This window comes from Gelidibacter sediminis (assembly GCF_004364975.1).
GTDB lineage: Bacteria > Bacteroidota > Bacteroidia > Flavobacteriales > Flavobacteriaceae > Gelidibacter > Gelidibacter sediminis.
In genome coordinates this window covers 123,466-149,321 of the sequence record NZ_SOBW01000007.1, presented here as the reverse complement: position 1 = coordinate 149,321, position 25,856 = coordinate 123,466, and the positions used below count along the sequence as shown (strand labels likewise).

Annotated in this window: 22 protein-coding genes and 6 tRNA genes; 25 read left to right on the top strand and 3 right to left on the bottom strand. The window is 36.7% G+C overall.

Translation table 11 applies throughout. The features are described 5' to 3' along the window. The first annotated feature begins 3 nt into the window (after window positions 1–3). The 20 genes from BXY82_RS00735 to BXY82_RS00640 all read left to right on the top strand — a co-directional run bounded on the left by BXY82_RS00735 (window position 4) and on the right by BXY82_RS00640 (window position 18,691). Entirely contained in the window at window positions 4–1,170 is a 1,167-nt protein-coding gene (locus BXY82_RS00735; protein ID WP_133756270.1) for an acyl-CoA dehydrogenase family protein, read from the top strand. A 216-nt stretch (window positions 1,171–1,386) separates the two neighbouring features. Further along, window positions 1,387–2,811 carry a carboxypeptidase-like regulatory domain-containing protein gene (locus tag BXY82_RS00730; protein ID WP_133756269.1) on the top strand — a complete coding sequence of 475 codons (1,425 nt, stop codon included), beginning with the start codon at window positions 1,387–1,389 and terminating at the stop codon, window positions 2,809–2,811. A 189-nt stretch (window positions 2,812–3,000) separates the two neighbouring features. Continuing rightward, the gene (gene rpsU / locus BXY82_RS00725) at window positions 3,001–3,195 is read left to right on the top strand and encodes a 30S ribosomal protein S21 (protein WP_133756268.1); all 195 of its coding nucleotides are present in this window, start codon (window positions 3,001–3,003) and stop codon (window positions 3,193–3,195) included. 94 nt (window positions 3,196–3,289) lie between these two features. Then, window positions 3,290–4,192 (top strand): tyrosine-type recombinase/integrase, encoded by a 903-nt coding sequence (locus tag BXY82_RS00720; RefSeq protein WP_133756267.1) that lies wholly within the window; start codon window positions 3,290–3,292, stop codon window positions 4,190–4,192. Between the two features lie 95 nt (window positions 4,193–4,287). Beyond that, the gene (hpf, locus tag BXY82_RS00715) at window positions 4,288–4,590 is read left to right on the top strand and encodes a ribosome hibernation-promoting factor, HPF/YfiA family (RefSeq protein WP_133756266.1); all 303 of its coding nucleotides are present in this window, start codon (window positions 4,288–4,290) and stop codon (window positions 4,588–4,590) included. A 112-nt stretch (window positions 4,591–4,702) separates the two neighbouring features. Then, window positions 4,703–4,776: transfer RNA gene (locus BXY82_RS00710), tRNA-Thr, on the top strand. Window positions 4,777–4,867: 91 nt separating this feature from the next. Then, a tRNA-Tyr gene (locus tag BXY82_RS00705) sits at window positions 4,868–4,949 on the top strand. 176 nt (window positions 4,950–5,125) lie between these two features. Then, window positions 5,126–5,198: transfer RNA gene (locus BXY82_RS00700), tRNA-Gly, on the top strand. Between the two features lie 160 nt (window positions 5,199–5,358). Beyond that, a tRNA-Thr gene (locus BXY82_RS00695) sits at window positions 5,359–5,430 on the top strand. Window positions 5,431–5,500: 70 nt separating this feature from the next. Next, a complete protein-coding gene (tuf, locus tag BXY82_RS00690) occupies window positions 5,501–6,688 on the top strand; it encodes an elongation factor Tu (RefSeq protein ID WP_133756265.1) in 1,188 nt (395 codons plus the stop codon). Window positions 6,689–6,749: 61 nt separating this feature from the next. Next, window positions 6,750–6,822 (top strand) — tRNA-Trp (locus BXY82_RS00685). A gap of 88 nt (window positions 6,823–6,910) precedes the next feature. Then, on the top strand, window positions 6,911–7,105 hold the full coding sequence (secE, locus tag BXY82_RS00680; protein ID WP_133756264.1) for a preprotein translocase subunit SecE: 195 nt from the start codon (window positions 6,911–6,913) through the stop codon (window positions 7,103–7,105). Between the two features lie 14 nt (window positions 7,106–7,119). Then, on the top strand, window positions 7,120–7,677 hold the full coding sequence (nusG, locus tag BXY82_RS00675; RefSeq protein WP_133756263.1) for a transcription termination/antitermination protein NusG: 558 nt from the start codon (window positions 7,120–7,122) through the stop codon (window positions 7,675–7,677). Between the two features lie 68 nt (window positions 7,678–7,745). Next, window positions 7,746–8,183 carry a 50S ribosomal protein L11 gene (gene rplK / locus BXY82_RS00670; protein WP_133756262.1) on the top strand — a complete coding sequence of 146 codons (438 nt, stop codon included), beginning with the start codon at window positions 7,746–7,748 and terminating at the stop codon, window positions 8,181–8,183. A gap of 12 nt (window positions 8,184–8,195) precedes the next feature. Next, window positions 8,196–8,885 carry a 50S ribosomal protein L1 gene (gene rplA / locus BXY82_RS00665; protein ID WP_133756261.1) on the top strand — a complete coding sequence of 230 codons (690 nt, stop codon included), beginning with the start codon at window positions 8,196–8,198 and terminating at the stop codon, window positions 8,883–8,885. Window positions 8,886–8,903: 18 nt separating this feature from the next. Then, window positions 8,904–9,425: a 50S ribosomal protein L10 gene (gene rplJ, locus BXY82_RS00660; RefSeq protein ID WP_133756260.1), complete on the top strand. Its 522-nt coding sequence runs from the start codon at window positions 8,904–8,906 to the stop codon at window positions 9,423–9,425. A gap of 59 nt (window positions 9,426–9,484) precedes the next feature. Next, window positions 9,485–9,859, top strand: coding sequence for a 50S ribosomal protein L7/L12 (gene rplL / locus BXY82_RS00655; RefSeq protein WP_133756259.1), 375 nt, complete (start codon window positions 9,485–9,487; stop codon window positions 9,857–9,859). A 125-nt stretch (window positions 9,860–9,984) separates the two neighbouring features. After that, window positions 9,985–13,797 (top strand): DNA-directed RNA polymerase subunit beta, encoded by a 3,813-nt coding sequence (gene rpoB, locus BXY82_RS00650; protein ID WP_133756258.1) that lies wholly within the window; start codon window positions 9,985–9,987, stop codon window positions 13,795–13,797. Window positions 13,798–13,890: 93 nt separating this feature from the next. Continuing rightward, entirely contained in the window at window positions 13,891–18,192 is a 4,302-nt protein-coding gene (rpoC, locus tag BXY82_RS00645; RefSeq protein ID WP_133756257.1) for a DNA-directed RNA polymerase subunit beta', read from the top strand. A 181-nt stretch (window positions 18,193–18,373) separates the two neighbouring features. After that, window positions 18,374–18,691, top strand: a complete 318-nt coding sequence (locus BXY82_RS00640) for a DUF3467 domain-containing protein (RefSeq protein ID WP_133756256.1) — start codon at window positions 18,374–18,376, stop codon at window positions 18,689–18,691. A gap of 55 nt (window positions 18,692–18,746) precedes the next feature. Here the strand turns inward: BXY82_RS00640 and BXY82_RS00635 are convergent, their stop codons facing one another. Together BXY82_RS00635 and BXY82_RS00630 are read right to left on the bottom strand one after the other, a co-directional pair. After that, entirely contained in the window at window positions 18,747–18,974 is a 228-nt protein-coding gene (locus BXY82_RS00635) for a (4Fe-4S)-binding protein (protein WP_133756255.1), read from the bottom strand. Between the two features lie 214 nt (window positions 18,975–19,188). Next, on the bottom strand, window positions 19,189–20,778 hold the full coding sequence (locus tag BXY82_RS00630; protein WP_133756254.1) for a peptide chain release factor 3: 1,590 nt from the start codon (window positions 20,776–20,778) through the stop codon (window positions 19,189–19,191). Window positions 20,779–20,905: 127 nt separating this feature from the next. Between BXY82_RS00630 and idi the strand changes: the two genes are divergently transcribed. The 5 genes from idi (at window position 20,906) to BXY82_RS00605 (ending at window position 23,313) form a co-directional block, all read left to right on the top strand. Further along, complete coding sequence (gene idi / locus BXY82_RS00625) at window positions 20,906–21,433, top strand: isopentenyl-diphosphate Delta-isomerase (RefSeq protein WP_133756253.1); 528 nt, start codon at window positions 20,906–20,908, stop codon at window positions 21,431–21,433. Next, window positions 21,430–21,840, top strand: a complete 411-nt coding sequence (locus BXY82_RS00620; protein WP_133756252.1) for a 6-pyruvoyl trahydropterin synthase family protein — start codon at window positions 21,430–21,432, stop codon at window positions 21,838–21,840. The genes idi and BXY82_RS00620 overlap by 4 nt, the downstream gene beginning before the upstream one ends. Window positions 21,841–21,864: 24 nt before the next feature. Beyond that, window positions 21,865–22,836, top strand: a complete 972-nt coding sequence (locus BXY82_RS00615) for a type I phosphomannose isomerase catalytic subunit (protein WP_133756251.1) — start codon at window positions 21,865–21,867, stop codon at window positions 22,834–22,836. 75 nt (window positions 22,837–22,911) lie between these two features. Next, the gene (locus BXY82_RS00610) at window positions 22,912–23,181 is read left to right on the top strand and encodes a hypothetical protein (RefSeq protein ID WP_133756250.1); all 270 of its coding nucleotides are present in this window, start codon (window positions 22,912–22,914) and stop codon (window positions 23,179–23,181) included. 58 nt (window positions 23,182–23,239) lie between these two features. Beyond that, a tRNA-Thr gene (locus BXY82_RS00605) sits at window positions 23,240–23,313 on the top strand. 204 nt (window positions 23,314–23,517) lie between these two features. Here the strand turns inward: BXY82_RS00605 and BXY82_RS00600 are convergent. Next, on the bottom strand, window positions 23,518–25,845 hold the full coding sequence (locus tag BXY82_RS00600; RefSeq protein ID WP_133756249.1) for a transglycosylase domain-containing protein: 2,328 nt from the start codon (window positions 25,843–25,845) through the stop codon (window positions 23,518–23,520). Window positions 25,846–25,856 lie beyond the last annotated feature (11 nt).

Below are 25,856 nucleotides of genomic sequence, written 5' to 3'. Positions count from 1 at the left end.
TATATGAATAGCATGTACTTCACAGAAGAACATCAACTTTTTAGAAAAAGTTTACAAGATTTCTTAAAGAAAGAAGTCGTTCCTCATATTGACAAATGGGAGAAAACCGGAACCATTGAACGGTTTATCTGGAAGAAATTTGGAGAGATGGGGTTTTTCGGAATCAATTATCCAGAGGCTTATGGGGGCATGGATCTCGATTTGTTCTATACCGTCATTTTTCTTGAAGAATTACAAAAAGTAAATTCAGGTGGATTTGCCGCAGCAATGTGGGCACATGCTTATTTGGCTATGACGCATTTGAACAAGGAAGGAAGTCATGACATAAAAGAAAAGTATTTAGCGCCTAGTATCAGTGGCGATAAAATAGGCTGTCTTTGTATTACGGAGCCTTTTGGCGGTAGTGATGTAGCCGGGATGCGTACTACGGCAATCAAACAAGGTGATAGTTATGTTATTAATGGGTCAAAAACCTTTATTACCAATGGTATTTATAGTGACTATTTAGTAGTTGCTGCCAAAACAGATCCTGAAGCGGGCCATAATGGAATGAGTATTTTTGTTATGGACAGAGATACTCCTGGAATTTCATCTTCAAAATTGGATAAGTTAGGATGGCGCGCATCCGATACTGGAGAAATTGCGTTTGATAATGTGACCATTCCTGCGGATCAATTGATGGGGGAAGAAGGCAAAGGATTTCCATACATTATGCAACACTTTGCTTTAGAACGATTGATCATGGGGATCAACGCCCACGCCAGAGCTGAATTTGCATTGGAATATGCAGTTCAGTATATGTCAGAGCGCACAGCTTTTGGTAAAACTATTGACAAATTCCAAGCTTTACGACACAAGGTGGCCGATTTTTATACTGAGATGGAAATTTCCAAAGAATTCAACTATTCTGTGGCCTATAGACTTAATAAGGGGGAATATGTAGTTAAAGAGGCGACGATGTCTAAACTACATGCCACAAAAATGGCTGATGATGTTATTTATGGCTGTCTTCAATTTTTAGGTGGCTATGGGTATATGGAAGATTATCCAATGGCACGTTTACTACGCGATAGTAGACTCGGTCCCATTGGTGGCGGTACTTCTGAAATTTTGAGAGAAATTATCGCCAAAATGGTAATCGATAAGAAGGATTATAAACCGGCAACGTAGTTTTTCTGATTATCATTTGGCGAACATTTCCAATGGAATTATCGCCAAAATGGTAATTGATAAGAAGGATTATAAACCGGCAACGTAGTTTAAAACAAGATTACGACTGGAACAACAAACGAAAGCCTCATTTTAGTGATTCAATTCTGCTTAAATGAGGTTTTTTTATTTTTAACCAAACAATAAACGTGATAAATTCTTAATAGCCATCAGCACATGCGAGTAAATTATTTCAAACACCTACTAACGTTATCAATTTGCTTTTTTTGGTTCTCCGCCGTTGCGCAGAAGGAACTCAAAAATAAAATTTCTGATTTCGGAACCTTAATGCCTATTGAAAGTGCGAGTATTTACGTTCAAAATACTACCATAGGTACAGTAAGTAATGCCGATGGTAAATTTGTTCTACAGGTGCCCAATCAGTTCCTAAATGACACCTTGGTGATTTCGTCCATTGGTTTTAAAAGTTATAAGACCCTAGTCAACGAATTTGACAATACACAAGAGATCTATTTGGAAGAAGATATTGCCTCTTTGGATGAGATTGTATTGGTGGCTGAAACCCGTCCTAAAACAGGAAATGATATTGTGCTCAAAGCACTTGAACGATTAGCCGTGAATATGCCTGAACAACCTTATCTACAAAAAGGGTTTTTACGTCATAAAGAACGCAATAGGAGAGAATTTAAATGGCTCATAGAGAGTGCCATTACAGTATATGATTCCAGTTATACTTCTCCAGCAGTGTCAAATCTCAAAATTAATGTAGATCAGGTTAGAAAAAGTTACGATTTACGTGATGTAGACAGCTTATTGACTTATACGGCATATTTGAAGGAGAAAACAAACAGAGGAAACCTACAAGCGCGAAACTTAAGGAGGGATACGATTAAAACCTCTACCTTGGTCAAAGCCATCAAATGGAATGATACCCGAATTAATGGGCTTCAAAATTTATTTGAAAGCAAGTTGAACGTATTTAGGAATGCCAATTCCAAACGCGCACTGTTTGGAGAGGATGTTTTGGATACGCATCAATTCAGGTTGGACACCATCTTGGTGGACAATGATCGTAAACTGTATAAGATTGAAATTGCGGAGAGTCATCAATTTATTAATCTAGAAACTAAGGGTGTATTTAATGATGGGTATCAGGCCAAAGGCTGGCTTTATGTTTATTATGACACTTATGCCATCAAAAAATTGGAATATGAGTTGATTGCAGCATCCAAAGCCCAAAAGAGTAGGAGCAAAACGTTATTTGATACGCAGATCAACCATAAATTGATCATGACCTTTAGGGAGTACCAAGAAAAAATGTATCTAAATTATATATATTATGAAACACCAAAATTGGTGAATGTGGGATACAAGCCAACAAAACCAGGTGAGATCATTGAGGGCCAACCAAATACTGATGAACGCTTTTATTATACGGTACAGGAATTGTTGTTTACAGAAATCATTGTAGATCCTGAAAAAGTAGATGGTGCTTTGCAACAATCATGGGACCCAGATATATTTGCAGTCAAACCTTACAACAAGGAGTTTTGGAGAAATTACAATACACTCTTGGAAAGCGAAGAAGATGAGAAATTGATTCAAGATTTGACAAAAAGGTCGTCACTGTTTAAAGATTGATTTAATTGTACTACAAGTTGAACTTAAAAAAAGTAATGTATTAGGGGTCCTATGAAAATACAGTGTCCTCATGAGGTATTATATGACTACTGTTCTATCAATAAAAATTTTAAATAATTAATTGCAGATTATAATTAACTTTTTATATTTGCAGCCTGAAAATTCTAAAAGAGAGGAGGTTAAGACACTATGTTAATAATACCAATTAAAGAAGGAGAAAATATAGATAGAGCGTTAAAACGTTACAAACGAAAGTTTGACAAGACGGGTACAAAGCGTCAATTGCAGTCTCGTAAACAGTTTACAAAGCCATCTGTAGAACATAGAGCGTTGATTCAAAAAGCTCAATATGTACAACGTTTAAGAGATCAAGAAAACGTATAAGCGGCTTATTGAAATTAATAAAAGAGATTCCTGCATGAGCAGGAATTTTTTTTTGCCTTATATTTAAACATCAAAGTTATAAATAGGTTCAGATATGTCCGAAGTAAATACCGAGTTCTCTTATTTTTCAGAATATTTGCTTCACGAAAAAAAGTATTCAACATTGACAGTCAAGGCATATATAACAGATTTGAATGCATTTCTGCATTTTATAACTGAAGTATATGGTTCTGACACCCTTCAAGATGTTCATTACTCTCAAATTAGACGATGGATTGTGCAGTTGGTAGAAGCTAAAATCTCCAATAGAACAATTAACCGAAAAATCTCCTCATTAAACTCGTATTATAAGTTCTTAATTAAGACAGGTAGTTTAGAGGCAAATCCGCTATCTAAGCATAAAGCCTTAAAAACCGCTAAGAAAGTACAAATTCCATTTTCACAAAAAGAAATGGATGATGTAATGCATATTTTAGAGTCTGAAACCGATTTTGAGGGGGTTAGAAATAAATTGATTGTGGAATTGTTCTATGCCACAGGAATTCGACGTATTGAATTAATTGAAATAACGCTTAAAGACCTTGATCTTCCCAATAAAACTTTAAAAGTACTTGGTAAACGAAACAAAGAACGCTATATCCCTTTAATTGACTCTGTGTTACAGACTGCAAAATCGTATTTAAAATTAAGAGAAGCGATTACAACCGTCAAAAATCAAGAATATTTGTTTTTAACCAATAAAGGGTTAAAAATATATGAAACGCTTGTTTACAGAATTATAAATGAGTATTTTAGTAAAGCATCTTTAAAGGTAAAAAAGAGCCCGCATATATTGAGGCACTCATTTGCGACGCACTTGTTAAATGAAGGTGCTGATTTAAACGCTGTTAAGGAATTGCTCGGACATTCGAGTCTCGCAGCGACCCAGGTATATACACATAACAGTATTGCCGAATTGAAAAAAGTGTACGAAAGTGCGCACCCTAGAAGTAAATAACAATAGCTAATGTCTAACCCAAATGAAGGCATAAATTCGTGAACTTATAGTGAACTAATTTTGTGCTGTGAATTTATTCAAAAAAGAATCAACAGATGAAAGTAAACATGCAATCAGTTAACTTTAGTGCAGACAAAAAGTTAATAGACTTTATTCAGAAAAGAATGGATAAATTGGATTTGTTTTATGATAAAGTCATACAATCTGATGTCTATTTAAAAGTTGAGAATACCAGCGATAAGGAAAACAAAGTATTTGAGGCAAGAGTCAATGTGCCAGGAGATAGTTTTGTGGTAAAAAAGCAATGCAAGACATTTGAAGAAGGGGCAGACATGGCCGTTTCATCGTTAGAAAGACAACTTAAAAAGCGAAAAGAGAAGCTCCGATCACATATTTGAAAAAAAATTTTAAAAAAAATAAAAAAAATGTTTTGAATACTTAAATATTTCTATACATTTGCAGTCCGTTAGAAATAGCGGGCTTTTTTATTGAAGGAAAAGGTCATAAAAAGCCGATGTAGCTCAGCTGGCTAGAGCAGCTGATTTGTAATCAGCAGGTCGTGGGTTCGAGTCCCTCCATCGGCTCAAAAAACTCTAAGAGTTTTTGGGATTGTTTTCCTTCGATAAATGCACTGGGAAAGCCAGTGGCAAGTTCATTAAGTAAGATTGATTTATTGGGGAGATACTCAAGCGGCCAACGAGGGCAGACTGTAAATCTGCTGACTACGTCTTCGCAGGTTCGAATCCTGCTCTCCCCACAAAATTTTTGAATAAGTTGTTGTAAAAATGCTTACTTTTGCAAAACTTAATTCTGAGGTTTTTGTTCGATGTCATTCGAACAAGATTAATGAGCATAGCGCGTTAGCACAATCAACAAGATTATGTTCATTTAGATCATGAAATATGAGGTTTCTAAAATGAAATTTCTAGAATTGCGGGAGTAGCTCAGTTGGTAGAGCGTCAGCCTTCCAAGCTGAATGTCGCCGGTTCGAACCCGGTCTCCCGCTCTAAAAGTGAAAATGTGGTCACGTATTATACGTAGATCCGCTCTTAAAAGAGGATATCATCGCAACAACTTGGCGTGGTGTCCTGCTCTAGATTAATTTACGAGTTGCGTACTGTGATTTACGAATCGTAGATCTGAAAATCGGCTATCGTAAATGAACCGCCGGTGTAGCTCAGGGGTAGAGCGTTTCCTTGGTAAGGAAGAGGTCACGAGTTCAATTCTCGTCATTGGCTCTTTTTTTTTTGAATAAGCAAAATTAAATTTTTGAACACTAATATAAATTAAGATTAAAATAAATTAAACATGGCAAAGGCAACTTTCGATCGTTCAAAACCACACCTTAACATAGGTACTATTGGACACGTAGATCACGGTAAAACAACTTTAACTGCTGCTATTACTAAAGTATTAGCTGATGCAGGTTTTTCAGAAGCAAGATCATTTGATCAAATTGATAACGCTCCAGAAGAGAAAGAAAGAGGTATTACAATTAATACATCTCACGTAGAATATGCAACAGCAAACCGTCACTACGCTCACGTTGACTGTCCAGGTCACGCGGATTACGTAAAGAACATGGTTACTGGTGCTGCTCAAATGGACGGTGCTATTCTTGTGGTTGCTTCTACAGATGGTCCTATGCCACAAACTCGTGAACATATCCTTTTAGGTCGTCAGGTAGGTATTCCTCGTATTGTTGTATTCATGAACAAAGTGGACATGGTTGACGATGAAGAGCTATTGGAACTAGTTGAAATGGAAATTAGAGATTTGTTGTCATTCTATGAATATGATGGTGACAATGGTCCTGTTATTCAAGGTTCTGCTTTAGGTGCACTTAATGGTGAGCAAAAATGGGTTGATTCAGTATTACAATTAATGGAATCTGTTGATGCGTGGATTGAAGAGCCAGTTCGTGATATGGACAAGCCGTTCTTAATGCCTATTGAAGATGTATTCTCTATTACTGGTCGTGGAACTGTTGCTACAGGTCGTATCGAAACTGGTGTTGCTAAAACTGGAGATCCAGTTGAAATCATTGGTATGGGAGCTGAGAAATTGACTTCTACTATTACTGGTATTGAAATGTTCCGTCAAATTCTTGACAGAGGTGAAGCTGGAGATAACGCAGGTATCTTATTAAGAGGTATTGAGAAATCTCAAATCTCTAGAGGTATGGTTATTGTTAAGCCAGGATCTGTTACACCACATGCTAAATTTAAAGCTGAGGTTTATATCTTGAAAAAAGAAGAAGGTGGACGTCATACTCCATTCCATAACAACTACCGTCCACAGTTCTACGTACGTACAACTGATGTAACTGGAAACATTATGCTTCCTGATGGTGTTGAAATGGTTATGCCAGGAGACAACTTGACTATCACTGTTGAATTAATCCAAAAGATTGCAATGAACGTAGGTTTACGTTTCGCTATCCGTGAAGGAGGTAGAACAGTAGGTGCAGGTCAGGTAACTGAAATTCTAGACTAATTATAATGGTCAAAATATTAATTAAGGCGTCTTGAATTTTCAGGGTGCCTTGATTATGTTTACGGGTTTAGCTCAGTTGGTAGAGCACTGGTCTCCAAAACCAGGTGTCGTGAGTTCGAGTCTCTCAACCCGTGCAAAGTAATTTAGACTATGTATTAGTCATAGTTTTAATGAAGTTAATAAAGAATTAGAAGCGTTCGCTTTAAAATAAACACAACCGTAATGGCAGGATTTGTAAATTATATTTCAGAATCTTTTGGTGAATTAAAGAACAATGTGACTTGGCCAACTTGGGCTGAAGCACAACGTTTAACCATAGTAGTAGCTGTTTTCTCAATAGTATTTGCATTGGCAATATGGGGAGTGGATACTGTGTTTAGTGGAGTTATCGAAGCTTATTTCGACTGGATTAAGTAAAATACAAAAAGAGAATGTCTGAAACTAGTGGAAATAAAAAGTGGTATGTTGTAAGGGCTGTTAGTGGTCAAGAAAACAAAATTAAAGCCTATATCGAAAACGAAATTGCCCGTTTGGGTCTTGAAGATTTCGTAGATCAGGTTTTGGTGCCTACTGAAAAAGTCATACAGATCCGTAACGGAAAAAAAATCAATAAGGAAAAAGTTTATTTTCCTGGTTACATTATGATTCAAGCCAATTTGAGTGGCGAGATTCCTCACATTATAAAATCTATAACAAATGTTATTGGATTTTTAGGTGAAACAAAAGGAGGAGAGCCTGTGCCCTTAAGACAATCTGAAGTGAATAGAATGTTAGGTAAGGTGGATGAGCTTACAGTAGATGCGAATGCAAACGTTGCCATTCCATTTACTATTGGTGAAACCGTAAAAGTGATCGATGGTCCATTCAACGGTTTTGATGGTACCATAGAAAAGATAAATGAGGAAAAGCGTAAACTTGAGGTAATGGTGAAAATCTTTGGAAGAAAAACACCACTGGAATTAAGTTATATGCAAGTTGAAAAAGTTTAATAATTGTTACAAATAGATCGTATGTCTTTCAGCTTCCAATGGAGAGATATGCAACTAAAATTTTAAAAATGGCAAAAGAATTAAGTAAAGTAGTTAAGCTACAAGTTCGGGGAGGCGCAGCGAATCCATCGCCGCCGGTAGGACCCGCTTTAGGAGCTGCTGGAGTTAATATCATGGAATTCTGTAAGCAATTTAATGCGAGAACTCAGGACAAGCCAGGTAAAGTATTACCTGTTGTAATTTCTGTTTTCAAGGATAAATCGTTTGATTTCGTTATTAAGACTCCACCAGCTGCGGTACAATTATTGGAAGCGGCCAAAGTAAAAAAAGGATCTGGAGAACCGAACAGAAAGAAGGTAGCAAAAGTAACCTGGGATCAAATTAAAGCTATTGCGGAAGACAAAATGCAAGATTTAAATGCATTTACCTCAGAAAAAGCTATGGATATGGTTGCTGGAACAGCAAGATCAATGGGTATTACTGTAACAGGTAAAAAACCTAATTAAAAAATTTCTGAAATGGCAAGAATAACAAAAAAGCAAAAAGAGGCTAGAGCTAAGGTTGATAAGAACAAACTTTATTCTCTTGAAGAGGCTGCAACTTTATTAAAAGAAATCACTTATACAAAGTTTGATGCTTCAGTGGATATCGCTGTAAGACTTGGAGTAGATCCTCGTAAAGCAAACCAAATGGTAAGAGGTGTAGTTTCTTTACCTCACGGAACAGGAAAGGACATGAAAGTTCTTGCATTGGTGACCCCTGACAAAGAACAGGAAGCTAAAGATGCAGGCGCTGATTATGTAGGATTGGATGAATACCTTGAGAAAATTAAAAATGGTTGGACAGATGTTGACGTTATCGTTACCATGCCTGCAATCATGGGTAAATTAGGTCCTTTGGGTAGAGTATTAGGCCCAAGAGGTTTAATGCCAAATCCTAAAACAGGTACGGTGACTATGGATGTTGCTAAGGCAGTGGCAGAAGTAAAAGCTGGTAAAATTGATTTTAGAGTTGATAAAACAGGAATCGTTCACGCTCCAATTGGAAAGGCATCATTTACTGCTGATAAATTGAAGGAGAATGCCAACGAATTGTTGACAACCTTAATCAAAATGAAGCCTGTAGCGGCTAAAGGTGTATATGTAAAGAGCATCTTTTTGTCAAGTACCATGAGTCCGAGTATATCAATTGATACTAAAATAGGTTAGTAGTTAAACTTTAATATTATGACAAGAGAAGAAAAATCACAAGTTATTAAAGAGTTGACTGCTCAATTAGCGGATAATACACATATCTATTTAACAGATATTTCTGGATTAAACGCAGGAACTACTTCAAATTTACGTCGTGCATGTTTTAAAGCAAACATTAAAATGGCCGTTGTAAAAAATACATTGTTGGCAAAAGCTATGGAAGCTTCTGACAAAGATTTTGGCGAATTGCCTACAACTTTGGTCGGCAATACTTCTGTAATGTATTCTGAAACTGGAAACGCTCCAGCTAAGGTTATAAAAGAGTTCCGTAAAAAGTCTAATAAGCCTTTGCTTAAAGGCGCTTTTATAGAAGAAGCAATTTATATTGGTGATGATCAGTTAGATGCCTTAGTTGATATCAAGTCTAGAGAAGAGTTAATTGGAGAAATTGTAGGATTGTTACAATCTCCAGCTAAAAATGTTATCTCTGCACTTAAATCAAGTGGTGGTAAAATAGCAGGCATCGTTAAAACATTATCCGAAAGAGAAGGATAATCAAACAAGTACGCACTTAAACAAATTATATTTTATTAAAATTATTAAAACGATAGAAAATGGCAGATTTAAAAGATTTCGCAGAAAAATTAGTTAACTTAACAGTAAAAGAAGTTAATGAATTAGCTACAATATTAAAAGATGAGTACGGTATCGAACCAGCTGCTGCTGCAGTTGCAGTTGCTGCAGGTGGTGGTGCTGGTGCTGAAGCCGCTGAAGAGCAGTCAGAATTTGACGTAGTTCTTAAAGCAGCTGGTGCTTCTAAATTGGCAGTTGTTAAATTGGTAAAAGAATTAACTGGTTTAGGCTTGAAAGAAGCTAAAGAATTAGTTGACGGTGCACCAAGCAACGTTAAAGAAGGTGTTTCTAAAGATGAAGCAGAAGCTTTAAAAGCTCAATTAGAAGAAGCTGGAGCAGAAGTTGAGCTTAAATAAGCTTAGCCCAAACTACAATTTATGGTTTAGGTCTTCCGAATGTTCGGAATGACCTAAACCCTTTTGTGTATATTAAAAGTACATAAAAAAACTACTATTTTTTTTAATCAAAATCTCGTTCATCGATGTTAGCACAAAAAGCTGAAAGATTAAATTTCTCTTCTATTGTAAATAGAACGGATTATCCTGATTTTTTGGATATCCAAATAAAATCCTTCCAGGATTTTTTCCAATTAGAGACTAAATCTGAACAAAGAGGGAATGAAGGTCTCTACAACACCTTCATGGAAAACTTCCCAATTACCGACACTCGCAATCAATTTGTTTTGGAGTTTTTGGATTATTTCATTGATCCGCCAAGATATTCAATTGAAGAATGTATTGAAAGAGGATTAACATACAGTGTGCCATTAAAAGCGCGTTTGAAATTGTATTGTACAGACCCTGAACATGAGGACTTCGAGACCATTGTTCAAGATGTGTATTTAGGTACAATTCCTTACATGACGCCTAGTGGAACTTTCTGTATTAATGGTGCTGAACGTGTTGTCGTTTCACAATTGCACAGATCTCCTGGGGTTTTCTTCAGTCAATCTTTCCATGCGAATGGAACTAAATTATACTCTGCCAGAGTTATTCCTTTTAAAGGATCATGGATTGAATTCGCTACAGATATCAATCAAGTGATGTATGCGTATATCGATCGTAAGAAAAAATTACCAGTTACTACCTTGTTTAGAGCTATCGGCTTTGAACGTGATAAAGACATTCTTGAAATCTTTGACCTTGCTGAAGAAGTTAAGGTGTCCAAATCGGGACTTAAAAAGATTATTGGTCGTAAATTGGCAGCACGTGTGTTGAACACTTGGCATGAAGATTTTGTTGATGAAGATACCGGTGAAGTAGTTTCTATTGAACGTAACGAGATTGTACTTGATAGAGATACTGTATTAGATAAGGACAATATTGAAGAGATTCTTGAGGCTGATGCAAAAACTGTTCTTTTACATAAAGAAAGTGCGCAGCAAGGTGATTATTCTATCATCCATAATACATTACAAAAAGATCCAACAAACTCTGAAAAAGAAGCTGTTGAGCATATTTACCGTCAATTACGTAATGCGGAGCCGCCTGATGAAGAGACTGCACGTGGTATTATTGACAAATTATTCTTCTCTGACCAACGTTACTCTTTAGGTGAAGTAGGTCGTTACAGAATGAACAAGAAACTACAGTTGGATATCGGTATGGATAAGCAAGTGCTTACCAAATTAGATATCATTACTATTATAAAATATTTAATTGAGTTGATCAACTCTAAAGCTGAGATTGATGATATTGACCACCTTTCTAACCGTCGTGTACGTACAGTAGGTGAGCAGTTGTCTCAACAGTTTGGTGTTGGTTTAGCACGTATGGCACGTACTATTCGTGAGCGTATGAACGTGCGTGACAATGAGGTGTTTACACCTATTGATTTGATTAACGCAAAGACCTTGTCTTCTGTAATCAACTCATTCTTTGGAACGAATCAGTTGTCTCAATTTATGGATCAAACCAATCCATTGGCTGAGATTACCCACAAACGTCGTTTATCAGCATTAGGACCTGGAGGTTTATCTAGAGAGCGTGCAGGATTTGAGGTTCGTGACGTTCACTACACCCACTACGGCCGTTTATGCCCAATTGAAACTCCTGAGGGCCCTAATATTGGTCTGATTTCTTCACTTTCTGTGTATGCAAAGGTGAATGGGATGGGCTTCATTGAGACACCTTATCGTAAAATTACTGACGGTGTTGTTGACATTAAAAATCAACCTACATATTTGAGCGCCGAAGAGGAGGAAGATATGTTGATAGCGCAAGCAAATATCAAGATTGATACGGATGGTAAAATTACTGAAGACAAGATTATTGCACGTCAAGAAGGAGATTTCCCAGTTATTGATCCAGCTAACGCAAATTATACAGACGTTGCACCTAATCAAGTTGCTTCTATTTCAGCTTCGTTAATTCCATTCTTGGAGCACGATGACGCCAACAGAGCCTTGATGGGATCTAACATGATGCGTCAAGCAGTACCCTTATTGCGTGTTGATGCACCAATTGTAGGAACTGGATTAGAGCGTCAAGTAGCTTCAGATTCTAGAGTGTTGATCAATGCTGAAGGAGATGGAACTGTTGAGTATGTTGATGCCAACGAGATTACAATAAAATACGAACGTACAGAAGAACAAGCAATGGTAAGCTTTGATAGTGATACCAAAACCTATCCATTAGTGAAGTTCAGAAAAACCAATCAAGGCACGTCTATTAACTTAAAACCTATTGTAACCAAAGGTGATAAAGTTAAAAAAGGACAAGTACTTTGTGAGGGTTATGCTACTCAAAACGGAGAGCTTGCTCTAGGTCGTAACATGAAAGTGGCGTTTATGCCATGGAAAGGTTACAATTTTGAGGATGCGATCGTGATTTCTGAAAAAGTAGTTCGTGATGATATTTTTACATCAATTCATATTGATGAGTATTCATTAGAAGTAAGAGATACCAAATTAGGTAACGAAGAATTAACTAATGACATTCCTAACGTTTCTGAAGAGGCTACTAAAGACTTGGATGAAAACGGTATGATTCGTATTGGTGCTGAGATCAAACCAGGTGATATCCTTATCGGAAAAATTACACCAAAAGGAGAATCTGATCCAACACCAGAAGAAAAATTATTAAGAGCAATCTTCGGTGATAAGGCTGGTGATGTAAAAGATGCGTCTTTAAAAGCATCTCCATCATTACACGGTGTAGTTATTGAGAAGAAATTATTCTCAAGAGCCGTAAAAGATAAACGTAAGAGAGCTAAGGATAAAGAAGATATTGATGCATTAGAATCAGTTTACTACAGAAAATTTGACGACTTAAAAGCAGTTTTAGTCGATAAATTATTTGCTATTGTAAACGGTAAGACCGCACAAGGAATCTTTAATGATCTTGGAGAGGAAATCATTCCAAAAGGTAAGAAGTATACCTTAAAAATGTTAAACTCAGTAGATGATTATACGCATTTAACTTCAGGAGTTTGGACTACTGACGACCATACTAATGCTTTAATTGCAGATTTGATCCACAATTACAAGATTAAGGAAAATGACCTTCAAGGTTCATTGCGTCGTGAGAAGTTTACAATTTCTGTAGGAGATGAGTTGCCAGCAGGAATCATCAAATTAGCTAAAGTTTATGTTGCTAAAAAACGTAAACTGAAAGTTGGTGATAAAATGGCAGGTCGTCACGGTAACAAAGGTATCGTAGCGCGTATTGTACGTCAGGAGGATATGCCATTCTTAGAAGATGGAACTCCGGTAGATATCGTATTGAATCCACTTGGTGTACCTTCTCGTATGAACATTGGTCAAATCTATGAAACTGTTCTTGGATGGGCTGGTCAAAAATTAGGTCGTACGTATGCAACACCAATCTTTGATGGTGCTACCTTAGATCAAATTAATGAATTGACAGATGAAGCTGGAATTCCACGTTTCGGACATACATACTTATATGATGGTGGTACGGGAGATCGTTTTGATCAACCTGCAACTGTTGGTGTAATTTATATGTTGAAATTAGGACATATGGTTGATGATAAGATGCACTCACGTTCAATTGGGCCATACTCATTAATTACACAACAACCATTGGGTGGTAAAGCTCAATTTGGTGGTCAACGTTTTGGTGAGATGGAGGTATGGGCACTTGAGGCTTATGGCGCATCTGCAACACTACGTGAGATCTTAACAGTAAAATCTGATGATGTTATCGGTAGAGCAAAAACTTACGAAGCAATTGTTAAGGGAGAGCCAATGCCAGAACCAGGACTACCTGAATCTTTCAACGTACTTATGCACGAATTGAAAGGATTAGGATTAGATATTAGATTAGAAGAATAATAAAACAGTCGGCAGTCGCCAGTAAACAGTCCTTAGTTATGAGTATAGCTGAAGACTGAGGACTGAAGACTGCAAACTGAATACTATAAAGAAATGGCAAGAAGACAAGATAAGAATACAGTACAGAGGTTTAACAAAATCTCCATTGGTTTAGCGTCTCCAGAGTCTGTTTTAGCAGCATCTCGTGGTGAGGTTCTTAAACCTGAAACTATTAATTATCGAACACACAAACCAGAAAGAGATGGTTTGTTCTGTGAGCGTATTTTTGGTCCTGTAAAGGATTTTGAATGTGCTTGTGGTAAATATAAGCGCATCCGTTACAAAGGAATTGTTTGTGACCGTTGTGGTGTTGAAGTAACTGAAAAGAAAGTACGTAGAGACAGAGTAGGACATATCAATTTGGTAGTACCTGTAGCGCATATCTGGTATTTCCGTTCATTACCAAACAAAATTGGATATGTATTAGGATTACCTTCCAAGAAATTGGATATGATTATTTATTATGAACGTTATGTGGTAATTCAACCAGGAAATGCTAAAAATGTTGATGGAGAACCATTACAACGTTTAGATTTCTTGACAGAAGAAGAGTATTTAACTATTCTTGAGTCAACGCCACAAGAAAATCAGTACTTAGATGATAATGATCCAAACAAATTCATCGCCAAAATGGGTGCTGAATGTTTGATTGACTTACTTTCAAGAATTGATTTGAATGATTTATCTTTTGAATTACGTCATAAAGCTAACACAGAAACGTCTAAACAACGTAAAACTGAAGCGTTAAAACGTTTACAAGTTGTTGAAGCTTTCCGTGATTCTAACGCTAACCGTGAGAATCTACCTGAGTGGATGATCATGAAGGCGATTCCTGTAATTCCACCAGAATTACGTCCATTAGTGCCTTTAGATGGTGGTCGTTTTGCGACTTCAGATTTGAATGATTTATACCGTCGTGTCATTATTCGTAACAACCGTTTGAAGCGTTTGGTTGAGATCAAAGCTCCAGAAGTAATTTTACGTAATGAGAAACGTATGTTGCAAGAATCAGTAGATTCATTATTTGACAACACACGTAAAGCATCTGCAGTTAAAACAGATTCTAACAGACCATTAAAATCTTTATCTGATTCATTAAAAGGTAAGCAAGGTCGGTTCCGTCAAAATTTACTTGGTAAACGTGTGGATTATTCAGCACGTTCGGTAATCGTCGTTGGACCAGAATTAAAATTATTTGAATGTGGATTGCCTAAAAATATGGCAGCAGAACTTTACAAGCCATTCATCATCAGAAAACTTATTGAGCGTGGTATTGTTAAAACTGTAAAATCTGCAAAGAAAATTATAGATAGAAAAGAGCCTGTAGTTTGGGATATTTTAGAGAATGTTTTAAAAGGACATCCTGTTCTTTTAAACCGTGCTCCAACGTTACACAGACTAGGTATTCAAGCCTTCCAACCTAAGTTAATTGAAGGTAAAGCTATCCAATTGCACCCATTAGTATGTACGGCGTTTAATGCCGATTTTGATGGGGATCAAATGGCAGTGCATTTACCTTTAGGACCAGAGGCTATATTAGAAGCACAATTATTGATGTTGGCTTCCCATAATATCTTAAATCCAGCTAACGGTTCTCCTGTTACTGTACCTTCTCAAGACATGGTTCTTGGTCTTTACTATATGACCAAGGAACGTAAATCTACAGATGAAGTTAAGGTGAAAGGTGAAGGTTTAACATTCTATTCTGCTGAAGAAGTAAATATTGCTTACAATGAAAAGATGGTTGATTTGAATGCCTCTATCAAAGTAAGAACTGAAGACTTTAACGAAGAAGGAGAGTTAGTTAAACAGATTGTACAAACTACTGTAGGACGCGTTCTTTTTAATGAAAAAGTACCGGAAGCAGCAGGATACATCAATCAAGTATTGACTAAAAAATCATTGAGAGATATTATTGGTAACATTTTAAAAGCTACTTCTGTTCCTGAAACAGCTGAGTTTTTAGATGAAATCAAAGATTTGGGATATAAATTCGCTTTCCAAGGTGGATTGTCATTCAGTTTAGGAGATATTATTATCCCGCCAGAAAAACAAAGTATGATTGACAACGCCAACAAACAAGTTGATGGTATTATGGCCAACTATAATATGGGTCTTATTACTAACAATGAGCGTTACAACCAAGTTATTGATATTTGGACGTCTACAAATGCTGAATTGACTGAATTGTCAATGAAACGTATCCGCGAAGATCAACAAGGATTTAACTCAGTGTATATGATGCTTGATTCTGGTGCTCGTGGATCTAAAGAACAGATTCGTCAGTTAACCGGGATGCGTGGATTGATGGCAAAGCCTAAAAAATCTAATGCAGGTGGTGGAGAGATTATTGAAAATCCAATCCTTTCCAACTTTAAGGAAGGTCTTTCAATTTTAGAATACTTTATCTCTACTCACGGTGCTCGTAAAGGTCTTGCCGATACCGCACTTAAAACGGCAGATGCTGGTTACCTAACACGTCGTTTGGTAGATGTATCTCAAGATGTGATTATCTATAGTGAAGATTGTGGAACATTAAGAGGTATTGAAGTTTCTGCATTGAAGAAAAATGAAGAGATTATTGAATCTCTTGAAGATAGAATTGTTGGTAGAACATCATTGAATGATGTGTATGATCCATTAACTGAAGAACTTATTGTAAGAGCAGGCGATCATATTGACGATGCTGTTGCAAAACGTATTCAAAATTCGGCTTTAGAGTCAGTAGAAGTGCGTTCAGCATTAACGTGTGAAGCTACTAAAGGTATTTGTTCTAAATGTTACGGACGTAACCTTGCTACCGGTAAGATGGTACAAAGAGGTGAAGCTGTTGGTGTAGTTGCTGCCCAATCAATTGGAGAGCCAGGTACACAGTTAACACTTCGTACGTTCCACGTGGGGGGTATTGCAGGTAACATTTCCGAAGAAAATAAATTGACCGTTAAGTTTGACGGTATTGCAGAAATTGATGATTTAAAAGTCGTAAAAGGAACTGACAATAATGGTGATGCTGTTGATGTTGTAATTTCTCGTACTTCTGAATTTAAATTGGTGGATGCTAAAACTGGAATCACTTTAAGTACAAATAATATTCCTTACGGATCATTCATCTACTGCAAACCGGGAGATAAAGTGAAGAAAGGTGATGTGATTTGTTCATGGGATCCATATAACGGAGTTATTATTTCTGAGTTTGCTGGTAAAGTAGCTTATGAAAATATTGACCAAGGAGTGACGTACCAAGTGGAAATTGATGAGCAAACAGGTTTCCAAGAGAAAGTAATCTCTGAATCTAGAAACAAGAAATTAATTCCAACATTGCACATTCAAGATTCTAAAGGTAACGCTATACGTTCTTATAACTTACCAGTGGGTTCTCACCTTATGATTAATGATGGAGAGAAGATTAATGTCGGTAAAGTATTGGTAAAAATCCCTCGTAGATCAGCTAAGTCTGGCGATATTACAGGAGGTTTACCACGTGTAACTGAGTTATTTGAAGCACGTAACCCTTCTAATCCAGCTGTAGTAAGTGAGATTGATGGTGTGGTTTCTTTTGGAAAAATTAAAAGAGGTAACCGTGAGATTATCATAGAATCTAAATTAGGTGAGGTTAAGAAATACTTGGTGAAGCTATCTAATCAAATTCTTGTTCAAGAAAATGATTATGTTAAAGCAGGTATGCCATTATCTGATGGTTCTGTAACTCCTGATGATATCTTGAATATTAAAGGGCCTTCTGCAGTTCAGCAATACTTGGTAAATGAAGTACAGGAAGTATACCGTTTACAAGGAGTGAAGATTAATGATAAGCACTTCGAGGTTGTTGTAAGACAAATGATGCGTAAAGTTAGAATCATTGATTCTGGTGATACGATTTTCTTAGAAGATCAATTGGCACATAAATCTGATTTTATTGAGGAAAATGATAAAATCTTTGGAATGAAAGTCATTGAAGATGCTGGAGATTCTAAAACTCTTAAACCAGGACAAATTGTTACAATGCGTCAATTAAGAGATGAAAACTCTTTAATTAGAAGAGAAGATGGTCAGTTGGCTGTTGCAAGAGATGCACAACCAGCTACCGCGACGCCAATATTACAAGGGATTACTAGAGCTTCATTACAGACCAAATCGTTTATTTCAGCAGCATCGTTCCAAGAAACGACTAAGGTACTTAACGAAGCAGCAGTAAGCGCTAAGGTAGACGAACTGGAAGGCTTGAAAGAAAACGTAATTGTTGGACATAGAATTCCTGCCGGAACTGGTGTAAGACGTTATGAGAATATCATCGTTGGTTCTAAAGAAGAATTCAACCAAATGATGAAAGCTAAAGAAGAGTTAAATTTTAATTAATGAGATGCCACTTCTGTTTTTTACAGAAGTGGTTAATCAAATTATCCCAACGAAAGTCGGGATCTCTTGAATAAATTGACAATTTTGAATGTTTATTAATCTAATATTTGAAATTGTCAATGCATTCAAAACATGAATTTTTAAAACACAAGATTTCTGCAGTCGCAGAAATGTATGAATTATGAGCGATATTAAAGACGACCAAAAGCAAGGACAAATCAATATTGAATTAGATGAGAAAACAGCGGAAGGAATCTATTCCAACCTTGCCATTATCAATCATTCGGTTTCAGAATTTGTAGTTGATTTTGTAAGCATTATGCCAGGAACTCCTAAAAGCAAAGTGAAGTCACGAATCATTCTGACACCACAACACGCCAAACGGTTGCTTAAGGCACTGGGCGAAAATGTAAAGCGTTTTGAGAACGCGCATGGAGAAATTAAAGATTATGAACAACCTCCAATACCATTAAATTTTGGTCCGACAGGTCAAGCATAAATAAATAAAAGCCCTTTGAATATTATTTCAAAGGGCTTTTTCTTTTTAGAAATAGTTAGGCTAATTTCTCATTAATAATACACTTCAAAGCTCCAGAAGGACATTTTTTAACTTGGTTGACAATCTTTTGCAATGGCGCACCATCTACATCAATCCAAGGAATTACTGAATTACGAAAAACATCCGATAATTCTTTTGCACAACGACCAGCATTCGTGCAAACACGAGGTTCATAAGTAATCGTAATATCTCTATTACTATACTGATTCACATTTGTTTCCATAAATAGTTCAATTTGGGGTTTGATACTATCTCGAGTTAAGATAATGCAGCATTACAATGCTAAATATTAATCTTATTACGATTAAATGTAGTTAAAAATCGTTGAAATGCAAATTAAATTAAGAATATTCGATGAAATGCAGCAATTGGATTTACAAATAACAAGAATGCCACAGGTAACATCACGGAATTTTATTATTAATCTTAACGGGTCTTTATTTATATTCCGACGTAAAATGGAATTTAATGCTTGGATATTTTTGTTGGGTCATTTGTAATGAGAATTGGGAGTCCGCTAAAAACACCAACTGATCTTCTTTATCTTTCGCTAAATACCTATGCTTAACTCTTAAAAATTCTTTGTATTCTTCATTCTTTATATCTGTGGGTTCTACCCAACAAGCTTTATAGACATTTAGATTCTCATAGGTGCATTTTGCACCATATTCATGTTCCAATCGGTATTGGATCACCTCATATTGTAATGCGCCTACGGTGCCAATAACTTTCCTGCCGTTGAGTTCTAAAGTAAATAATTGTGCGACCCCTTCATCCATTAATTGGTCAATACCCTTAAATAATTGTTTGGACTTTAGAGGGTCCGCATTGTTAATATATCTAAAGTGTTCTGGAGAGAAGCTAGGAATCCCTTTATAGTTTATATTTTCGCCTTCGGTAAGGGTATCTCCAATTTTGAAATTGCCAGTATCGTGCAAGCCTACAATGTCTCCAGGGTAGGAGATGTCCACAATTTCCTTTTTCTCCGCAAAAAAGGCATTCGGACTTGAGAACTTCATTTTTTTCTTATTTCTTACGTGTAAGTATGGTTTATTACGCTCAAACGTACCAGAGACAATTTTTATAAAGGCCAATCGGTCGCGATGATTAGGATCCATATTGGCATGAATTTTAAAGACAAACCCAGAAAAATCGGTTTCGTCAGGCTGAACCAAGCGTTCTTCACTTTGTTTAGCTCTTGGCTTAGGAGCAATATCAATAAAGCAATCCAACAATTCACGAACACCAAAGTTATTTAGTGCAGACCCGAAAAATACGGGTTGCTGGTGGCCATTTAAATATTCATCCCTATTAAAGGTTGGATAAATACCTTCAACAAGTTCTATTTCTTCCCGTAAGGTATGTGCAGCCTTTTCTCCTATAAGTTTGTCTATTTCTGGCGATTCCAAATCGGAAATTTCAATTGTCTCTTCAATATTTTTACGACTGTTACCGCTAAACAAATTGATATTCTTTTCCCAAAGATTATAGATCCCTTTAAAATCATAGCCCATACCAATCGGAAAGCTCATGGGTACAACATTTAAGCCTAGTTTCTGCTCAATTTCGTCTAACAAATCAAAAGCATCTTTACCCTCGCGGTCCATTTTATTGATAAATACAATCATAGGAATGTTCCGCATCCTACACACTTCTACCAACTTTTCAGTTTGTTCCTCTACACCTTTTGCAACATCTACCACAACAATAACACTATCTACAGCAGTAAGCGTTCTATAGGTGTCTTCAGCAAAATCCTTATGCCCAGGCGTATCTAAAATATTGACTTTTGTGCCCTCATACTCGAAAGCCAATACTGAAGTAGCTACAGAAATTCCACGTTGGCGTTCTATTTCCATAAAATCACTTGTAGCACCTTTCTTAATCTTGTTGCTTTTAACGGCGCCAGCTTCCTGAATGGCACCTCCAAATAGCAATAATTTTTCAGTAAGTGTGGTTTTTCCGGCGTCTGGATGCGCAATAATTCCGAAAGTTCGTCGTCTTTCAATTTCTGTTTTAAAACTCATATTCTGCATTAAAATGGGTTGCAAAGATACTATTATTGTCTACAAAATTAGGGGTACCCGTACACCGATTTTTATTTTAAGACAACATTGGTTCTTTTTATTACTTTTGTTGGTAACTTTGTTGGTTATGATAGAAGAAAAGGTAATACTCGTTAATGAAAAAGACGAGCAGATAGGCACAATGCCGAAGATGGAGGCGCATGAAAAAGCACTATTGCATCGCGCTTTCTCCGTTTTTGTTTTTAATAATAAAAATGAATTGATGTTGCAACAGCGTGCATCACATAAGTACCATTCTCCACTTCTATGGACCAACACCTGTTGCAGTCACCAAAGAGTTGGTGAAACCAACATTCAAGCAGGGAAACGCAGATTGATGGAAGAAATGGGTTTTGAAACCGAATTGGAGGACACAATTTCATTTATCTATAAGGCACCATTTGATAATGGATTGACAGAGCATGAGTTTGACCATATTCTAGTTGGTAATTATGAAGATGCACCCAACATTAACCCCGATGAAGTTGCGGCATGGAAATGGATGCCCTTGGAAGCGGTTAAAAAAGACATGGTGAAACATCCAGAAATTTATACGGCGTGGTTCAAAATCATTTTTGAAAAATTTTATCAACACATAAATAGAGTGGCGTCATGATGGTTACTGTCAGCAGAAAAGCGCATTTCAACGCGGCACACCGGTTATTTAAAAAGGAGTGGAGTGATGCTCAAAACGAATCCGTTTTTGGCAAATGCAGCAATCCAAACTATCATGGGCACAATTATGATCTTATTGTGAGTGTTACTGGTGAAATAGATCAAGAAACAGGTTTTGTCATAGACATGAAAGTATTAAAAGATATCATTAAGGAAGAAATTGAAGAGGCTTTTGACCATAAAAATTTAAATGTAGAGGTTGAAGAATTTAAGAATTTGAATCCTACCGCTGAAAACATTGCTGTAGTCATCTACAATAAACTTAAGCCGAAGCTGAAATCAGGTTTAAAATTAACTATTACCCTCTACGAAACACAACGTAATTTTGTGACTTATTCAGGATCATAATACCTTACGCTAAACACAATTATTTTGAAAACGACTTTATACCCCCTCAAATTTCACCCCATTTTAAAAGATAAAATCTGGGGTGGCCAAAAATTAAAATCGCTATTATATAAAGGTTCTAATTTGCCCAATATAGGTGAAAGTTGGGAAATAAGCGATGTTGACGGAGATACATCAATTGTTTCAAACGGGAGTTTGGAAAATCAAACTCTAAAACATCTGCTAAGTACTTTTAAGGCGGATCTTATTGGGGTGAAAAATTATGAGAAATTTGGAAACAAGTTTCCCTTACTTATAAAATTTATAGATGCTAAGCAGGATTTGTCCATTCAATTGCATCCTAATGATAAATTAGCGGCCAAACGTCATAATTCTTTTGGAAAAACAGAGATGTGGTACGTCATGCAAGCAGATAAAGATGCCAATTTGATTGTTGATTTCAACCAGAAAATGACACCTGATTTGTATTTGGAACACCTCCATAACAAATCGCTCACTGAAATCCTAAATTTTGACAAGGTTAAAACGGGCGACACTTATTTTATTGAAGTAGGGAGGGTGCATGCCATTGGGGCTGGTGTATTGCTGGCTGAAATTCAACAAACAAGTGATATTACTTACCGCATTTACGATTGGGAGCGCACGGATGATGCTGGCAACGCACGAGAACTACACACGGATTTGGCCATAGACGCTATAGGTTTTGATATGCCTGACAATTTTAGGGTGTCTTATAAAAAGACAGCCAACCACTCTAACCCTATGGTGAGTTGTCCGTATTTTACTACCAACTTTCTAAAAGTAGATACTACGCTTAAAATAGAAAATACACACGACTCATTTATGATATACATTTGTGTGGAAGGCCAGGCTGAAATTAAAACGGACACCTATTCATTACAATTAACAAAAGGGGAAACGGTATTGGTTCCTGCAGCATTACAAACCTTTGAAATAACTGCAAACGATGCAACATTATTGGAAGTTTATGTGTAGTTAAAATATCCCCAATCCGTTATGCAAGACACGGTTTAATTGACTACTTTTGTAAAAATTTTAAAATCAAGAAAAATGGCAAATGTTAGAGACCTAAAAAAAGATATTAACTACGTATTAGGAGATATTATTGAAGCGGCTTATGTTTGGGAATATACACATACTGGTAAAGACACTAAAAAAACTGAAGCGATAGTTGATGAAGCTATTGAAACGTTTGACGAGTTGATCGCTAAGGTAAACGATAAAACTGTTGAAAACAAAAAAGCACACTTTAAGCAAGTTAACGCTGAACTAGAAACTAAAGGACGTGCGTTGATTGAAAAACTCAACAACTTAGGTTAATTTTTATTTTAAAAGATTTGCAGATATTATTTTCGAGATTATATTTGCACTCTCTTAAGCCGATGTAGCTCAGCTGGCTAGAGCAGCTGATTTGTAATCAGCAGGTCGTGGGTTCGAGTCCCTCCATCGGCTCTTTTAAAACCTCTCATTTTGAGAGGTTTTTTATTACAATGTTGTTTGGACAAGAGGTAAATCCTGAGTGCTGAGACTGCTTTATTGCAGTCTTTTAAAATGACCATAAGAAATGAAATGGCGTTGTGACGTCATATGTTTTTGTGAAGTATGGTTGAAGTCAACCAGTTGTCTTACATAATAAGGTATGTTTTTAAGTACATTTTATTCGTCCTTATCCTTCTTCTTCAACCATCCAAAAATACCACCGCCTTTCTTTTTCTTTTTTTCTTTCTTTTCAAATCTACGTTCCTTTTTATTACTGCCAAAGAGGCGTTTAAAAAAACCATCGGTTTTGGTCGGATCGCAATTCAGGGCATTTAAAACTGCTTCAGAAGGGTTTTCAAAAGATGCTCTGGTAATACGGTTATAATTGGTGTCGGCATTTAATTTTTGCAGGTATTTTGCAAAGATAGGCAGTGCAGAATTAGCGCCTTGACCTAATCCGGTAGAGCTAAATCCAATTTGTTGATTGTCATTGCCTACCCAAGTTACTGTTACAAGTTTAGGCATAATGCCAACAAACCAGCCATCTTTATTGTCCTGTGTTGTTCCGGTCTTTCCCGCCAATGCATTTGGTAATTGGTAGGTGGATCTTAATCTGGTGGCTGTGCCTTCATTAACTGTTGCTTTCATGAATTCCAACATCACCTGCCGTGTCTCATTACTGAAGGCCATTCTATTTTGCTCTTGCTCTGGATGTAAATCTTTATAATCTGCGATAATATTTCCGTCTTTATCTTCTATTTTGGTTATAAAAATAGGAGTGGAGGCCTTACTGCCATTTACAAAAGTGGTATAAGCTTTAGCTAATTCCAAAACTGAAAGATTTGAAGATCCCAATGCAATAGACGGAACCGCTTCAATGTGACTTTCAATACCCATTTTCTTGGCTTGATCAATAACATTTCCGAGCCCTGTTTCATAGAGCACTTTAACAGCAATGGTATTGATGGAGTTGCTTAAAGCCATTTGAAGCGAATAATTAAGGTCTTCATCAACAGGACCACCAGCATTGGTTGGTCGCCAATTGTTTACATCGGTATAAGTTATGGCTTTAAGTGGAAAATATGTACACGGATCCATGCCTTGTTCTAAAGCGGCAGTATACACAAAAGGTTTGAAGGTGGAGCCTACCTGACGTTTGCTCTGTACTATATGGTCAAACTGAAAAAAATTATAATTAATGCCTCCCACATAAGCTTTTATCGCCCCCGTTGCTGGATCTAAAGAAACGAGTCCGGCGTTTAAGAATTTGGAGTAATACTCCAAACTATCTAAAGTAGACATAGAGGCTACAGTGGTTTCATCCCACGAAAAACGATCAATTTGATGCGTGCGTTTCATTGCGTCTTCAATAGCCTTATCATCTAAACCTTGAGCCTTAAGTTTTTTATAAGATTTCAAACGCTTTTTAGCGGACTCAAACGCTGCCTTGCCTTTAAGCCAAGGTGCATTTTGGCCGTAGGCTTTTTCAAATTGCCGCTGCAAATCGCTCATATGCTCGGTCATTGCAGCTTCTGCGTAGCGTTGCATTGTATTGTCTAATGTGGTATGAATTTTTAAACCGTCATGGTAAATATTATACATCTCACCGTCGGGTTTTCGAAATTTTTCCTGTTTTAATAAAGTGTCGAGTTGCTTTTTTATTTCAGCCCTGAAATAGGGTGCTAAACCCTCATTAGGGGAGTAGTTTTGGTAATCAATAACAATACTGTCAGACTTAGCTTTGTTGGCTTCTTCTACGTTGAGATAGCCATACTTTTGCATTTGGTGGATGACCACATTTTTCCGAGCTCTGGATTTCTCCGGATAACGACGTGGATTGTAGCTATTGTTGGCTTTTAATGACCCTACCAAGGTGGCCGATTGTACAAGCGTTAAATCTTTGGTGTGCGAATTAAAGAATTTTTCTGAGGCACTTTCAATACCGTAAGTATTATCTGGGAAAGGCACTGTATTGAGGTATAGTGTAAGGATTTCTTCCTTTGTATAAAGTCTTTCAATACGTCTAGCAACAATGGTTTCTCTGATTTTGTTAACGACAATTCCAAATGGACCGTAATCTTTTCTTCCAAAAAGATTTTTGGCCAATTGGAGTGTAATTGTACTGCCACCACCAGATGAATCGTCAGACAATAATATGCTTTTAAAGAACACGCGTAGTAGACTCTTACTATCGATACCGCTATGTTCATAAAACCGAACGTCTTCTGTAGCTATTAGCGCGTCAATTAAATGTTGAGGAAAGTTGTCGTAGGTTATAGATTGTCTGTCGTAGACGTAAATTTTGCCAATCAAATCATTATTGGCATCGAGTACCTGGGTAGCCTGACTTTGGTTTAATTGTGCCAGATATTTGGAGTTCGGAATTTTACCCCATAATCCAAAGTAAATACTTGCATAAAAACATATAAAAAGAGCTAAGAGAATGCCTATTCCGTAGCCTATTCTCTTAGCCCATTTGATAACGTTAACTTTGGTAATAGTCATTATTTATAAAG

Coding starts and splice junctions, on each gene's coding strand:
- BXY82_RS00735 (WP_133756270.1), top strand. CDS start 4: ATGAATAGCATGTACTTCACAGAAGAACATCAACTTTTTAGAAAAAGT.
- BXY82_RS00730 (WP_133756269.1), top strand. CDS start 1,387: ATGCGAGTAAATTATTTCAAACACCTACTAACGTTATCAATTTGCTTT.
- rpsU (WP_133756268.1), top strand. CDS start 3,001: ATGTTAATAATACCAATTAAAGAAGGAGAAAATATAGATAGAGCGTTA.
- BXY82_RS00720 (WP_133756267.1), top strand. CDS start 3,290: ATGTCCGAAGTAAATACCGAGTTCTCTTATTTTTCAGAATATTTGCTT.
- hpf (WP_133756266.1), top strand. CDS start 4,288: ATGAAAGTAAACATGCAATCAGTTAACTTTAGTGCAGACAAAAAGTTA.
- tuf (WP_133756265.1), top strand. CDS start 5,501: ATGGCAAAGGCAACTTTCGATCGTTCAAAACCACACCTTAACATAGGT.
- secE (WP_133756264.1), top strand. CDS start 6,911: ATGGCAGGATTTGTAAATTATATTTCAGAATCTTTTGGTGAATTAAAG.
- nusG (WP_133756263.1), top strand. CDS start 7,120: ATGTCTGAAACTAGTGGAAATAAAAAGTGGTATGTTGTAAGGGCTGTT.
- rplK (WP_133756262.1), top strand. CDS start 7,746: ATGGCAAAAGAATTAAGTAAAGTAGTTAAGCTACAAGTTCGGGGAGGC.
- rplA (WP_133756261.1), top strand. CDS start 8,196: ATGGCAAGAATAACAAAAAAGCAAAAAGAGGCTAGAGCTAAGGTTGAT.
- rplJ (WP_133756260.1), top strand. CDS start 8,904: ATGACAAGAGAAGAAAAATCACAAGTTATTAAAGAGTTGACTGCTCAA.
- rplL (WP_133756259.1), top strand. CDS start 9,485: ATGGCAGATTTAAAAGATTTCGCAGAAAAATTAGTTAACTTAACAGTA.
- rpoB (WP_133756258.1), top strand. CDS start 9,985: ATGTTAGCACAAAAAGCTGAAAGATTAAATTTCTCTTCTATTGTAAAT.
- rpoC (WP_133756257.1), top strand. CDS start 13,891: ATGGCAAGAAGACAAGATAAGAATACAGTACAGAGGTTTAACAAAATC.
- BXY82_RS00640 (WP_133756256.1), top strand. CDS start 18,374: ATGAGCGATATTAAAGACGACCAAAAGCAAGGACAAATCAATATTGAA.
- BXY82_RS00635 (WP_133756255.1), bottom strand. CDS start 18,974: ATGGAAACAAATGTGAATCAGTATAGTAATAGAGATATTACGATTACT.
- BXY82_RS00630 (WP_133756254.1), bottom strand. CDS start 20,778: ATGAGTTTTAAAACAGAAATTGAAAGACGACGAACTTTCGGAATTATT.
- idi (WP_133756253.1), top strand. CDS start 20,906: ATGATAGAAGAAAAGGTAATACTCGTTAATGAAAAAGACGAGCAGATA.
- BXY82_RS00620 (WP_133756252.1), top strand. CDS start 21,430: ATGATGGTTACTGTCAGCAGAAAAGCGCATTTCAACGCGGCACACCGG.
- BXY82_RS00610 (WP_133756250.1), top strand. CDS start 22,912: ATGGCAAATGTTAGAGACCTAAAAAAAGATATTAACTACGTATTAGGA.
- BXY82_RS00600 (WP_133756249.1), bottom strand. CDS start 25,845: ATGACTATTACCAAAGTTAACGTTATCAAATGGGCTAAGAGAATAGGC.